Source organism: Bradyrhizobium sp. MI1.11, from assembly GCF_055811255.1.
Window position 1 is genome coordinate 107,261 of sequence record NZ_JBVVPM010000025.1, and the last position, 12,956, is coordinate 120,216.

General features: G+C 64.4%; 12 protein-coding genes and 1 riboswitch. Of the genes, 3 read left to right on the top strand and 9 right to left on the bottom strand.

The window, feature by feature from the left end; genetic code table 11:
* Positions 1-313 precede the first annotated feature (313 nt).
* The 3 genes from AC0L30_RS24045 to AC0L30_RS24055 all read right to left on the bottom strand — a co-directional run bounded on the left by AC0L30_RS24045 (position 314) and on the right by AC0L30_RS24055 (position 3,214).
* Positions 314-1,366 carry a hypothetical protein gene (locus AC0L30_RS24045; protein WP_473405333.1) on the bottom strand — a complete coding sequence of 351 codons (1,053 nt, stop codon included), beginning with the start codon at positions 1,364-1,366 and terminating at the stop codon, positions 314-316.
* Positions 1,367-1,489: 123 nt separating this feature from the next.
* Positions 1,490-1,900 carry a PAS domain-containing protein gene (locus AC0L30_RS24050; protein ID WP_007597856.1) on the bottom strand — a complete coding sequence of 137 codons (411 nt, stop codon included), beginning with the start codon at positions 1,898-1,900 and terminating at the stop codon, positions 1,490-1,492.
* Positions 1,901-2,077: 177 nt separating this feature from the next.
* On the bottom strand, positions 2,078-3,214 hold the full coding sequence (locus tag AC0L30_RS24055) for a 2'-deoxycytidine 5'-triphosphate deaminase (RefSeq protein ID WP_007597858.1): 1,137 nt from the start codon (positions 3,212-3,214) through the stop codon (positions 2,078-2,080).
* An 80-nt stretch (positions 3,215-3,294) separates the two neighbouring features.
* A riboswitch (SAM riboswitch) is annotated at positions 3,295-3,374 on the top strand.
* Positions 3,375-3,444: 70 nt separating this feature from the next.
* Between AC0L30_RS24055 and AC0L30_RS24060 the strand changes: the two genes are divergently transcribed.
* Positions 3,445-4,641: an O-succinylhomoserine sulfhydrylase gene (locus AC0L30_RS24060; RefSeq protein ID WP_473405334.1), complete on the top strand. Its 1,197-nt coding sequence runs from the start codon at positions 3,445-3,447 to the stop codon at positions 4,639-4,641.
* Between the two features lie 122 nt (positions 4,642-4,763).
* On the opposite strand, the gene AC0L30_RS24065 is transcribed toward AC0L30_RS24060, so the two are convergent.
* The 3 genes from AC0L30_RS24065 to AC0L30_RS24075 are packed head-to-tail and all read right to left on the bottom strand — an operon-like array spanning position 4,764 to position 7,813.
* Positions 4,764-5,756, bottom strand: coding sequence for an SGNH/GDSL hydrolase family protein (locus tag AC0L30_RS24065; protein ID WP_007597861.1), 993 nt, complete (start codon positions 5,754-5,756; stop codon positions 4,764-4,766).
* Positions 5,757-5,768: 12 nt separating this feature from the next.
* The gene (locus AC0L30_RS24070; protein ID WP_007597862.1) at positions 5,769-6,548 is read right to left on the bottom strand and encodes an SGNH/GDSL hydrolase family protein; all 780 of its coding nucleotides are present in this window, start codon (positions 6,546-6,548) and stop codon (positions 5,769-5,771) included.
* Complete coding sequence (locus AC0L30_RS24075; RefSeq protein WP_007597863.1) at positions 6,548-7,813, bottom strand: OpgC domain-containing protein; 1,266 nt, start codon at positions 7,811-7,813, stop codon at positions 6,548-6,550. Before AC0L30_RS24075 ends, AC0L30_RS24070 begins: the two co-directional genes overlap by 1 nt.
* A gap of 193 nt (positions 7,814-8,006) precedes the next feature.
* On the opposite strand from AC0L30_RS24075, the gene apaG reads away from it, so the two are divergent.
* On the top strand, positions 8,007-8,411 hold the full coding sequence (apaG, locus tag AC0L30_RS24080; RefSeq protein ID WP_088941063.1) for a Co2+/Mg2+ efflux protein ApaG: 405 nt from the start codon (positions 8,007-8,009) through the stop codon (positions 8,409-8,411).
* Between the two features lie 49 nt (positions 8,412-8,460).
* Here the strand turns inward: apaG and AC0L30_RS24085 are convergent, their stop codons facing one another.
* The 3 genes from AC0L30_RS24085 to AC0L30_RS24095 form a co-directional block, all read right to left on the bottom strand.
* Positions 8,461-9,480: an Hsp33 family molecular chaperone gene (locus AC0L30_RS24085; protein WP_035993783.1), complete on the bottom strand. Its 1,020-nt coding sequence runs from the start codon at positions 9,478-9,480 to the stop codon at positions 8,461-8,463.
* 146 nt (positions 9,481-9,626) lie between these two features.
* Positions 9,627-10,574, bottom strand: coding sequence for an ornithine carbamoyltransferase (argF, locus tag AC0L30_RS24090; protein ID WP_007597866.1), 948 nt, complete (start codon positions 10,572-10,574; stop codon positions 9,627-9,629).
* Positions 10,574-11,776, bottom strand: coding sequence for an aspartate aminotransferase family protein (locus AC0L30_RS24095; protein WP_035995336.1), 1,203 nt, complete (start codon positions 11,774-11,776; stop codon positions 10,574-10,576). The genes argF and AC0L30_RS24095 overlap by 1 nt, the downstream gene beginning before the upstream one ends.
* A 455-nt stretch (positions 11,777-12,231) precedes the next feature.
* Between AC0L30_RS24095 and AC0L30_RS24100 the strand changes: the two genes are divergently transcribed.
* Entirely contained in the window at positions 12,232-12,744 is a 513-nt protein-coding gene (locus AC0L30_RS24100) for a GcrA family cell cycle regulator (RefSeq protein WP_007597869.1), read from the top strand.
* The last annotated feature ends 212 nt before the right edge of the window (positions 12,745-12,956 follow it).

The following is a 12,956-nucleotide window of genomic DNA, read 5'->3' on the forward strand; positions in this document are numbered from 1 at the left end:
CGGGCGAAAGCGCCATTTGCGGCGCGGCAATGCTTGGGTGTACCAATGAATTGGTTCGCGCGCAGGGCGCAACGACAGGCTTGTTAGCACGATGCGCAGCGATTCCTCCTGCGCTAGGTGCAGGCGTGCCCTGCGGCAGCGCATTTCAGCCCGTGGAATTGCGGCTCTCAGTCTCCGTGGGGCCATCCTTCGAGACGCCCGCGTCGCGGGCTCCTCAGGATGAGGTCTTGTTTCGCGGTGACATGTCGGACCCTCATGGTGAGGAGCCCGCGAAGCTGGCGTCTCGAACCACGAGGCCAACGCCCGCGCGGCATTACCCAATCGTCCAGAGCAATGGCGGACGGCCGCGCGATGTCGGGGACAGGTGCACTCCGATGTGCCGCCCGCATCCGGCCGCGAGCCCTTCGAACAACCCCGCCAGCACCTTGGTGCAGGCAGGGTGGTCATCGGCGACGCCGTCCATCAACTTCCAGCTCTGCTGACGGATTTCGAACATGCCTTCGGATTGCGTCGTCTCAGCCACATCGTCCTGCGCGACCAACAGCGCGTTGAGGAACGTCGCGAATTCGCTCGCACCGCCGCGGCCCATCGACAGCGCCGCAGCGACCTCATCGAAATATTGCATCCCGATCAGCTTGCCCGTGAGGTGCAGGAGATAGCCGGCATCCTCCGGACCGAACAGCTGCACCATCACGGGCGCGGCGGTGCGCACATATTCCATCGCATAGTTGCGATAGGCTTTTTCCAGTCGCGGTCTGGGCCAGCTTGCGACTGGCAACGCCGGAGCGGCGGCTGCATCGAACGGCGGCGCTTCGAGATGCCGCGCGAACACGAGGCGCTGGTCGAGTTCGAGGGGCTGGTCATATTGATAATAGTAGCCTTCGAGCCCATCCTGGCCGTCGACGCTCTGCTTGGTGCAGACGAACCCTAATCTGGTATCGCCGAGCGCCACACCGTTGTTGGCGTGCCAGCCGCGCAGCATCGCGCGCGAGACTTCGCCCGGCACGCCGCAGATGGCGGTGCCCTTCCAGATCCAGCGCGGCGGCGGATAGCGGATCCAGGCTTTGCGATCACTCTCATACATGTATTCGACGTGCACGCCGCCGATCCAGTTGGAGAGGTAGTGATATTGCGCGGCCGCCACGGCGGGCGGCAGATGGGTCAACCCGAGCTTGTCCAGCCCCGGCAGAAAGCGCTCCTGCTGCTGGCGGCGGAACACGCGAAAGACGAACTCCGCAGCATCCGCCGTGCCGCGACGCGTGACCACGGTGAGGATCAGACCGGTGAAATAGGCGTGATAGAGATCGGCAACCGCGCGCCAGCGTTTCCATTGAGCTTCCTGCGCGGGGTCAGATGCGGCGGTCATGTTCGCTCCCGATCGTTGTTTTGATCGAGTGTGTCACTGCATCCGGTGACGGACAAGCTGAGCCGCATGCAGGGCGCCCTGCACGCCGGCTCGCCAATTCCGCATCACGAATTTTGCGCAGGCTTAGATTTGCGCGGCTTTGGCGGCACGCTCGCGTTCGACGCGCTCGGTGACGTCGCGGGCCATCGCCACCGACCCCTGCACCACTCCAGCGGCATCCCGCACCAGCGCAAAGGTCATCTCGATGTAGAGCTTGCGTCCGTCCTTGTGCAGCGCGCGGGTCAGTGTCGGTTTGCCCGCAAGCTTCATCGCGCCGCTGGCAAGCGCGGCCTCGAAGCCTTTCCAGTGCGCGGCACGCAGATGTTCGGGAATGATGAGGTCGAGATTCTGACCCAGCGCTTCGTCCGCGGAGAATCCGAACAGTGCGGACGATGCGCGATTCCACCGCATGATCGTGCCGGAGCGATCCGAATAGATCAGCGCGTCTGCGACGTCGTCGAGGATTTTTGCCTCGAGTTCGGATTGATCTGTCATTTCGCCACCTCGGACGTAGCCCGGATTCGCTTCTTATCCTGACACAGATTCGGTGTCATCGCCCGACTTGATCGGGCGATCCAGTATTCCAGAGGCGGATGTGATCGAACCGATAGGCTCCGGCGTACTGGATGCCCCGGTCAAGCCGGGGCATGACAGCGGAAGGTGAGGCTATCCCTACGCCCGGAAATGCTTGCTCAGCTTCAGCCCCTGGGCCTGGTAATTTGAGCCGATGCGCTGGCCGTACATGGCGTCGGGGCGCGCCAGCATCTTTTCATAGACGAGGCGGCCGACGATCTGGCCGTGCTCGAGGATGAACGGCACCTCGCGCGAGCGCACTTCGAGCACGGCGCGCGCCCCCAACCCGCCGGCGCCGGCATAGCCGAAGCCGGGATCGAAGAATCCGGCATAATGCACGCGGAACTCGCCGACCAGCGGATCGAACGGCACCATCTCCGCGGCGTAATCGGGCGGCACCTGCACCGCCTCTTTCGACGCCAGGATATAGAACTCGCCGGGATCGAGGATCAGGCTGCCGTCGGGACGGGCCGAGATCGGCTCCCAGAACTCCTCGACGGAATAGCCGGCGCGGCGATCGACGTCGATCACGCCGGTGTGGCGCTTGGCGCGGTAGCCGACGAAGCCGCCGCTCTTCTCGCCGGAGAGATCTACGGAGACGGCGACGCCGCCGGTGAGATCGGCATCGTCGATATCGACGAGACGTTCGGTCGCGTGCAGCGCCTCGAGGTCGTCGATGTTGAGGATGGCATCGCCGGTGCGGAAGCGTACCTGGCTCAGGCGCGAGCCCTCGCTGACCAGCACCGGGAACGTCTTGGGGCTGATCTCGGCATAGAGCGGGCCGTGATAGCCGGCACCGATCATGTCGAAGCGGCGGGTGCCGTCGGCGATCACGCGGGTGAAGACGTCGAGCCGACCGGTCGAGCTCTTCGGGTTGGCGGCCGCCACGATCTCCGGCGGCAGCGCGAGGCTTTCGAGCAGCGGCACGATGTAGACGCAGTTGGTCTCCAGCACCGCGCCGTCGGCGAGGCTGAACTCGTGCAGCTTCAATTCGTCGATGCGCTCGGCAACGGTGGCGCCGGGACCAGGCAGGAAGCTGGCGCGAACGCGATAGGCGATATCGCCGAGACGCAAATCGAGGCTCGCCGGCTGGATCTGGCTTTCGACGAAGTCGTAAGCGGGCAGGATGAGACCGCCCTCCGCCATCGCCGCGATCATGCGGTCGGGCAGGATACCATTGGCGTCGGCGGCGACCGTGAACGTCAACCCGGGGTCCTCATCAGGGATCAAACACATCCCGACATGCGGGCAATATGAGCGTTTTACGGCTATCCGATGGACGTCTTGACGGAAAGGGCATTGCGGAATATGAGCATGACTTATCCCGTGGTGATTTGAGCCGGCCGGCTTGCAGCCACGTTAAATAAGTCGCTAAACAGGCCGGGGACCTCTGTGATCCCGGCCCGTGGAAATATTCCAGGCCGGTTTTTTTGTGGCCATTTTCGATGGTCACTTCAGGAGGTCCTATGTCGAAGTCCCCGGCGCCAACCGCGCAATACCGTCCCGAAACTCGCTTGGTTCATTCCGGCACCCTGCGCTCGCAATATGGCGAGACCTCGGAGTCGCTGTTCCTGACCCAGGGCTACGTCTACAACAGCGCCGAGGAGTGCGAGGCGCGGTTCAAGGGCGAGGACCCCGGCTTCATCTATTCACGCTACTCCAATCCGACCATCGCGATGTTCGAGCGCCGCATGATCGAGCTCGAAGGCGCCGAAGCGGCACGTTCCGCCGCGACCGGCATGGCCGCGGTGACGACGGCGATCCTGGCGCCGCTGAAGGCCGGCGATCACGTCGTGGCCTCGCGCGCGCTGTTCGGCTCGTGTCTCTACGTCGTGCAGGATTTGCTGCCACGCTACGGCATCGAGACCACGCTGGTCGACGGCCTCGATCTTGACCAGTGGCAGCGCGCCATGAAGCCGAACACCAAGACGTTTTTCCTGGAGAGCCCGACCAATCCGACGCTCGACGTGCTCGACATTCCCGGCATTGCCGAGATCGCGCACAGCGGCGGCGCGCGGCTCGTCGTCGACAACGTGTTCGCCACGCCGATCTGGCAGAGCCCGCTCGCGCTCGGCGCCGACGTCGTGGTCTATTCCGCGACCAAGCACATCGACGGCCAGGGCCGCTGTCTCGGCGGCATCATCCTGTCCTCGGAGGCGTTCATCGCCGAGCACATCCACAATTTCATGCGCCAGACCGGCCCGTCGATCTCGCCGTTCAACGCCTGGGTGCTGCTCAAGGGCCTGGAGACGCTCGCCGTGCGCGTGCGCGCGCAGACCGAGACGGCCGCGCGCATCGCGGACGTGCTGGCGAGCCATCCGAAGATTTCGCGACTGGTGTTTCCCGGCCGCGCCGATCATCCGCAGGCGGCATTGGTGAAGAAGCAGATGCGCGGCGGCTCGACCTTGGTCGGCTTCGAGGTCAAGGGCGGCAAGCAGGCGGCGTTCCGCGTGCTCAACGAGCTCAAGCTTGCCAAGATCTCGAACAATCTCGGCGACGCCAAGAGCCTCGTCACGCACCCCGCCACCACGACGCATCAGCGCCTCAAGCCGGAGGACCGCGCCGCGCTCGGCATCAGCGAGGGATTCATCCGCTTCTCGGCGGGGCTGGAGCACGCGGATGATCTAATCGAGGATCTGACCGCGGCGCTGGAGAAGGCGTAGCCACACACTCGGAATCGTAGGGTGGGCAAAGCGAAGCGTGCCCACCCTTCACGATCGCGGTGCCGATAGATGGTGGGCACGGCGCGCGAAGAGCGCGCCTTTGCCCACCCTACGGCACCAAGCTACATCGGCCGGTACGTCCGCAGGTCCGCGGGCACGTTCACGCCGAGCTTGATCTGGCCGACGGAGCGGATGATGTCGTCGCCGAGGAGCTGGGCGAAGCAGGCGTAGCCCCAATCGTTCATGTGCAGGCCGTCGGCGATCACAAAGCTCTCGACCGGAAGCGACTGCTTCTCGTGCCAGTCGCGCATCACCTCGAAGCGCGGGAAGATGCCGACGTGACGGAGCTCAGCGACCTTGCCGAGCAGCTTCACCATCTTGCCGGCGCTCTCGGCGCGCTGGTTGACGGCTGGCGAATACTGCGGATCGACCAGCACGACGTCGGTGCCGCCGGCAGCCTGGATGCGGCTGATGCCGTCCTCGACGAGCTTGGCGGTATCGCCGGGATCGAGATTGCGCAGCACCGCATTGGTGCCGACCTGCCAGATCACCAGATCCGGATGCACGTCGATCACCTCCTTCTGAAGGCGCTTCATCATCTCGGGCGCGTCCTCGCCGCCGACGCCGGCATTGACGACGGTGATGTCGGCTGTCGGATAGTGCCGGTGCAGCTGCGCGGCAAGACGATTGGGATAGTTGAACTCCGGCGAGCTCGCACCGAATCCCGCGGTCGAGGACGAGCCGAATGCGACGATGACGACGGGCTGGCCGGCGACGAGCTTGCCCGCGACATGCGGCAGCGAGCCCATCGCCTTAGCGCCGCCCTTCGGCGACAGGCAGGGCACGCGGCTGAAGACGTCGCCGGCGGATTTCGCGACCTGCTTCACCTTGTCGATGGCGCGCGCCGTGATGCCGCGCTGGTCGGGGGACGTCGCTGCGACGGTCGTCTGGGACGGTGAAGCGGGAGCCGGATTAGCCGACTGCTGCGGGGCCGGCGTTGCCTGCGCGCCCTGCGTCTGCGCGTGCGATTGCGAGGCCGGACTCAGCAACAGCAGCACCGCTGCTGCAGGCGCAGCCAGCCATGCCGTCAGGCAAAAAGGGCGGAGAGAACTCATTAACGCTAGACCTCAATTTTGCTGCTGGGCCGGCTCCAGATGCGCAGCGTCGATCACGAACTGTGCCAACGCCCGGCCAAGGCAATCATGGACCTGCTTCGCCAGCTCAGGCCCGCGCGACGGGCTGAACAGGTCGAACTGCCCCTGGTCATTCCACTGCCGCATGATCGCGAAACGATCGAACAGCGGAATATCGTGCTCCTGCGCCACCACCCGCATATTGTCGAGGTATGGCGGCACCGAGATCATGGTTTCGGTACGCGGACTGTACTGCAAGTTCATCAAGACGACGTCAGCCCCTGCCTTTTGCAGCGCAACAACCCCTCCGGTCACTGCGCCGCGAAAATCATCGGGATCGATGGCTCGGATAGCATCGACAGTCCCGGTCTGCCAGATAACCAAAGTAGGTGCTTTTGCTTCCATCAGCTTAACGAAACTGGCGGCCGCCTCCTCGGCCGTTTTCTTGCTCTGTATTTCTACGGAGACGTGGACTATCTCGGACGGCGACAGCTTGTCCTTCAGAATGGCCTGCATCCGCGCCGGATAAGAGGCGTCCTCGGAAGCCGGAATTGTGGTCGAGCGACTGCCGATGACCAGGATTTCGAGCGGCTTGCCGGCCTTCACGGCATCGGCGACCTTGGGAAGCTGGCTTTCGCTGGTGAGCAGATAGGACGGCACTTCACAGGCTGCGGGCGCGGCTGAAGCAGCCGGCGCAGCATCGTCCGCGCGCGCCGGAGGCGCGGCGAGACCACCGCACAGCAGGATCAGGCTCAGGAAAACCTTCGCCTTCATCAGCCCCCTCCCGCCATATCGGCGCTGCCGACGGCGCTTTTGGTTTTCGAACCGCTCTTGTCAGCCACCCGCTTGTACCACGAAATCAGCCAGGCCATGGCCCACATGATCAGAATTCCGGAGAGACTAATTAGCGCATGCATGACCGGGCCGCCCGAGACCTCGGCCAGGATGAAATGGCCGGCAAAGGCGAGGAAGACGCCGAGACAGAATATCTCCAGGGAATGCGAGCCGCACAGGATCAGCGGCCGCAGCCATGGCGATTTCAGGCCCGGCCAGTCCCGCGGCAGGACGCGTACGGTGAGCGCGGCCAGCGCCAGGAAATGCGTGAAGCGCAGCACGTCCAGGTCGGCCTTGTCGATCGGATACATCCACTGCTCGAGCCGCTTCGGCATGAAATGGGAGAGCTGCGGCACATACCAGGTCAGCGTCACGTAGAATGCCGCGACCAGATAGGCGATCGCGATCCACATCGTCACCCGCGAAGCCAGAATGCGCGACATGCGTCGCGCACCCCCGAGCGCGCACCATGCCCCGAACACGAACAGCAATTGCCAGGCGAAGGGATTGAAGGCCCAGAAGCCGTTCGGATAGGCGGACAGATAGAGGTCGTATTCCCAGGTCACCGCGTAGAGCGCGACCGAGAGGCCGAGCGTCACGTCCGGGCGCCATTTCATCAGCCACAGGATCAAGGGCAGCGCCAGCATCAGCACGATATAGAGCGGCAGCACGTCCATGTTGACCGGACGGAAGCGCAGCAGCAGCGCCTGCACGATCGTCACGTCGGGCTGCTTGAGGAAATCCATGATGCCCATCTCTTCGGTGTAGAGCGGGTTCTCGAACCTGGTCGCGACGTAGGAGATTTCGGCAAGGAAGATCGTGAACAGGAAGACGTGGGCGACATAGATCTGCCAGACGCGCCGCAGGATGCGCGCGGTGGCGACGACAATGCCGGACTCCAGCATCGCCCGACCGTACACGAAGGCGGCGGTATAGCCGGAGATGAAGATGAAGATCTCGGTGGCGTCGCTGAAGCCGTAATTGCGGATCGTGAACCAGGTCAGAAGGCTCGGCGGCAAATGGTCGATGAAGATCAGCCACAGCGCAAGGCCGCGGAACAGGTCGAGCCGGAGCTCGCGCTCCCCGATGGCGGGCAGCGAAATGGCCGGCGCGGCCGCGCGCCGCTTTGCCCCCGCGGACTTGACCTCCACAGGTTTAGCGGTTCCCGCGATCGTCGATCCCGTCACTTGGTCGGCAATAGTCATCGGGGGCCTAAAAACCCTTCCGCAAATCGCGACGTGGCAAGGAGTGTACCGGTCCGGCCGTCATCTCGCAAAGCCACCGGATCACATGCAAGTACGTTTGGACCTACACTTGGACGTGTACTTCCCTGCGAATTCAGGCGGGACGATGTCGCCAAGGCCGCCTCCGGCGTTTGGTTCCCGGGCGGTTTTCGGTATGATGGCAATCATGTACCGCGCCGTGACCCGCCAGATCGAAGTGACCGTCGAGCCGAACTTTGTTCCGGAGCAGTCGTCGGCCGACCGCTCCCGTTATTTCTGGGCCTACACCATCGTCATCACCAATTCCGGCGATGAGACCGTGCAGCTCAAGACGCGGCACTGGATCATCACCGATGCCACCGGCCGGCAGCAGGAGGTGAAAGGCGAGGGCGTCGTCGGCGAGCAGCCGACGCTCGCGCCCGGCGAACGCTTCGAATACACCTCCGGCGTGCCGCTCACGACCGCCTCGGGCTTCATGACCGGCCGCTACCAGATGGTCAGCGCAAGCGGCGAACGCTTCGAGATCGACGTGCCGACGTTCTCGCTGGACAGCCCGGATAACAAGCGGGTGTTGAACTAGCGCTGGAAATGGTGGGCACGCTTCGCTTTGCCCACCCTACGGCACCGCGCTACGCGTCCTCGACGCCCGCCTCATCCGGTGTGAACTCGTACACCGAGCTGCAGAACTCGCAGGTCACGACGACCTTGTCGTCCTTGACCATTGCGGCACGGTCGTCGGACGAAAAGCTCTTCAGCATCGATGCGACCGCATCGCGCGAGCAGGAGCATTGCGCCTTCAAGGGCAGCGGATTGAACACGCGCACGCCGCGTTCGTGGAAGAGACGGTAGAGCAACCGCTCGCCGGACAGCTCGGGATCGATCAGCTCGACGTCTTCGACGGTTTCGATCAGCGAGCGCGCCTCGACCCAGGCATCGTCTTCAGCGACGGCATGGACCTCGACGCCCTCGGGCGCATCGCCGGGATGCAGATCGGCCTGCCGCGCGCGCTCGGGCGCCTTCGGCAGGAACTGCATCAGCATGCCGCCGGCACGCCAGCGATGCTTGCCGCCGTCATTCGAACGCCACTCCTCGCCGACGGCAAGGCGCACGCGCGTCGGGATCTGCTCGGAGCGCAGGAAATATTCATGAGCGGCGTCTTCCAGGCTGCCGCCGTCGAGCGCGACCAGGCCCTGGTAGCGGCTCATGTCGGGGCCCTGGTCGATGGTCATGGCCAGATGACCGTGGCCCAGCAGCGCGCCGGAAGTCTTGCCGGAATCCTGGACTTCGCCGAGGCGCGCGGCATCATAGCGCGCATAGGCGCGCAGGCGATCCGGCGCCTGATAGTCCACGACCAGGAACGACACAGGACCGTCGGTCTGGGCCTGGAGGATGAAGCGGCCTTCGAACTTCAGCGACGAGCCGAGCAGCGTGGTCAGCACGATGGCCTCGCCGAGCAGCTTGCCGACCGGCGCCGGATAATCGTGCTTGGTCAGGATCTCGTCGAGCGCCGGACCAAGCCGCACCAGGCGACCGCGCACGTCGAGCGCGTCGACCTCGTAGGGCAGCACGGCGTCATCGATGGGAACCGCGGATGGCGCGCGAACCGGGCCTTCGGGCCCGGTTTTCATGTCAGGGGATTGGGAAACCATGGCGCTTTATCTGGGGTCGGAAGGCGGAATTGGAAGGGGGGCGGCTGCATCCGGAATGCAGAACGGATCGTACGCAAGCACGGCAAACTCGGTGTCGTCCTGGCGAAAGCCAGGACGACGATCCAAAGCTACTTCACCGGCCCGCGTTACTTCACCGCGTCGAAGCACCAGGCCAGAATGCCCTTCTGCGCGTGCAGGCGGTTTTCGGCCTCGTCGAACACGACGGATTGGGGACCGTCGATCACCTCGTCGGTGACCTCCTCGCCGCGATGGGCGGGCAGGCAGTGCATGAACAGCGCATCGGGCTTGGCCAGCGACATCAGCTGGGCATTGACCTGATAGGGCTTGAGCACGTTATGGCGGTGCTCGCCTTCCTTGTCGCCCATCGACACCCAGGTGTCGGTCACGACACAATCGGCGCCCTTCACGGCGGCTTCGGCATCCGTGCCGAGCATGATCGGCGCGCCGGTCGCCTTGATGAAGTCGCGCATCGCTTTTTTCGGCGCGAGCTCCGGAGGCGTCGCGACATTGAGCTGGAACTTGAAGCGCTCGGCGGCGTGCGCCCAGGACGCCAGCACGTTGTTGTCGTCGCCGGTCCAGGCCACCGTCTTGCCCTCGATCGGGCCGCGATGTTCCTCGTAGGTCATCAGGTCGGCCATGACCTGGCAGGGATGCGAGCGCCGCGTCAGGCCGTTGATAACGGGCACGGTGGCGTTCGCCGCAAGCTCCAGCAGCGCATCGTGATTGAGGATGCGGATCATGATGGCGTCGACATAGCGCGACAGCACCCGCGCGGTGTCGGCGATGGTTTCGCCGCGGCCGAGCTGCATCTCGGCGCCGGTGAGCATGATCGGCTCGCCGCCGAGCTGGCGCATGGCGACATCGAAAGACACCCGCGTCCGCGTCGAGGGGCGCTCGAAGATCATCGCCAGCGTCTTGCCTTCGAGCGGCCTGACCGGCTGATGCGCCTTCTGCTTCGCCTTCATCGCGGAGGACGCGGCCAGCATGCGCTTGAGCTCCGACAGCGGCAGCTCGTTGATATCGAGGAAGTGCTTCGGTGTTTTCTTGGGCGTTTTATCGGGCGACGTGCTCATCAGCTTGCCGCCCGCTTGTTGCCGGACAACGCCGTGCAGGCGCGCTCGAGCCGCCCGACGCTGTCCTCGATCTCGGCTTCGGTGACGATCAAAGGCGGCAGGAAACGCACGACATTGTCGCCGGCACCGACGGTGAGCAGCTTTTCTGCGCGCAAGGCGGCAACGAGATCGCCGGAAGGCACCACGGCCTTGATGCCGATCAGGAGGCCCTCGCCGCGCACTTCGCTGACGACATCGCCATGACGGTCGATCACGGAAGCGAGCTTCTGCTTGAGCAGCAGCGACATCCTCTGCACGTGGTCGAAGAAGCCGGGCTTGAGCATGACGTCGAGCACGGCGTTCGCCGCCGCGATCGCGAGCGGATTGCCGCCGAAGGTCGAGCCGTGCGAGCCCGGCGTCATGCCGGACGCCGCTTCCGCGGTCGCAAGGCAGGCGCCGATCGGGAAGCCGCCGCCGAGCGCCTTGGCCAGCGACATCACGTCAGGTTCGACGCCAAGGCGGCGGTATGCGAACAGATCTCCGGTGCGGCCCATGCCGGTCTGCACCTCGTCGAAGGCGAGCAACAGGCCGCGCTCGTCGCAGAGCTGGCGCAACGCCCTCAGGAAGGCAGGCGTTGCCGAACGCACACCGCCCTCGCCCTGGATCGGCTCGATCAGGATGCCGGCGGTCTGCGGACCGATCGCCTTTTTCACTGCCTCGAGATCGCCATGCGCAACCTGGTCGAAGCCCTCCATGGGTGGGCCGAAACCTTCGAGATATTTTGCCGAACCCGTCGCGGCCAGCGTCGCCAGCGTGCGGCCATGGAAGGCGCCTTCGAAGGTGATCATGCGATAGCGGTCTGGATGGCCCTTCGCGGCGTGATAGCGGCGCACGACCTTGATCACGCATTCCAGCGCTTCGGCGCCGGAATTGCAGAAGAACACGAAGTCCGCGAAACTTTCATTGCACAGGCGCGCGGCAAGCTTTTCGCCGTCCGGGCTCTGGAACAGGTTCGACATGTGCCAGAGCTTCGTGGCCTGTTCCTGCAACGCCGCGACCAGCGCCGGATGGGCATGGCCGAGCGCATTCACCGCCACCCCGGAGGTGAAATCGAGATAGCGCTCGCCATTGGTCGCGATCAGCCAGCAGCCTTCGCCACGCTCGAAACCGAGGTCGGACCTGGCGAAAACGGGGAGCAAATGCGGCGCTGCGCTGTTAGTCATGACGGTCACTTGAATGTTGCGGACGGTGTAAGCGTGCATTACGCAACGCACCATCGACCGGCCCGGAAAACGAAACGTGCCGCCTCTTGAGGGCGGCACGTGCGACTATCTTAGGCCTGGTGAAACGGGTGTCAATGCCGCCCGGAAAGCCTCGCGAAACGCTGAATCCGTAGTCTTGCGGTGCCGATTTTGCGGGATTTAGCCACGGAACATGTGGAAGCGAGTCGGCGGACTCTTGCGCGGGAGTCACGCCATATTGTAGCGTTTGGATTGTCAGATACGACATCTCGTGCAGTGGTTCTGATCTTTAAGTCCTTATGTACCGGCGTAAACGTTCGGGCGTTCAAGACGCGCCCGGCGAGCCTTAAGGGATTCTGGCGGCACGGGTTTTTGAAGGCTTAGGCATTCGCTGCGAGGCCCCAGGATGGCTGGCGCGCAGCGAGGGAAAGGGTGCAATGACGGTTTTGACCTGGTCCGATGATCGCGTCGAGCAGCTGAAAAAGCTCTGGGAGGCCGGACTTTCGGCCAGCCAGATCGCGGCGGAGCTCGGCAATGTGACCCGCAATGCCGTGATCGGCAAAGTGCACAGGCTCGGTCTTTCGGGCCGCGCCAAGAGCCCATCATCGGCAGCGCCCCGGCCGCGCAAGGCGCGCCCCGCGCAGCACATGATGCGGGTGAGCCGCCCGATCTCGCGCGGCAACACCGCGCTGGCGCAGGCCTTCGAGGTCGAGGCTGAGCCGGATCCGGTCACCTACGACAACGTGGTGCCGATGAGCCAGCGGCTGTCGCTGCTCGAATTGAACGAGGCGACCTGCCACTGGCCGGTCGGCGATCCCTCGAGCCCGGACTTCTTCTTCTGCGGTGGACGGGCGCTGTCCGGCCTGCCCTATTGCGCCCAGCACTCGCGTGTTGCGTACCAGCCGGCGTCGGATCGGCGCCGCGCACCGGTGAAGCCGGGTCCGCGGTAATCACGGCAAGTCGTCGCGCAAAGACAGTTCAATAATTTCAGTGTCGTCCTGGCGAAAGCCAGGACCCATACTCCGAGCACGCAGTAGTCGTGCGAAAGGGGTAACTCGGAGTCTTCGCCAAACCACTCCCTGTGGTTAGTCGTCCGTTAAGAAGCCGAATTGAGCGGGGCCGGACAGGCGGGCGTGCGCCAGAGCTGGATCAGGAACAGGCA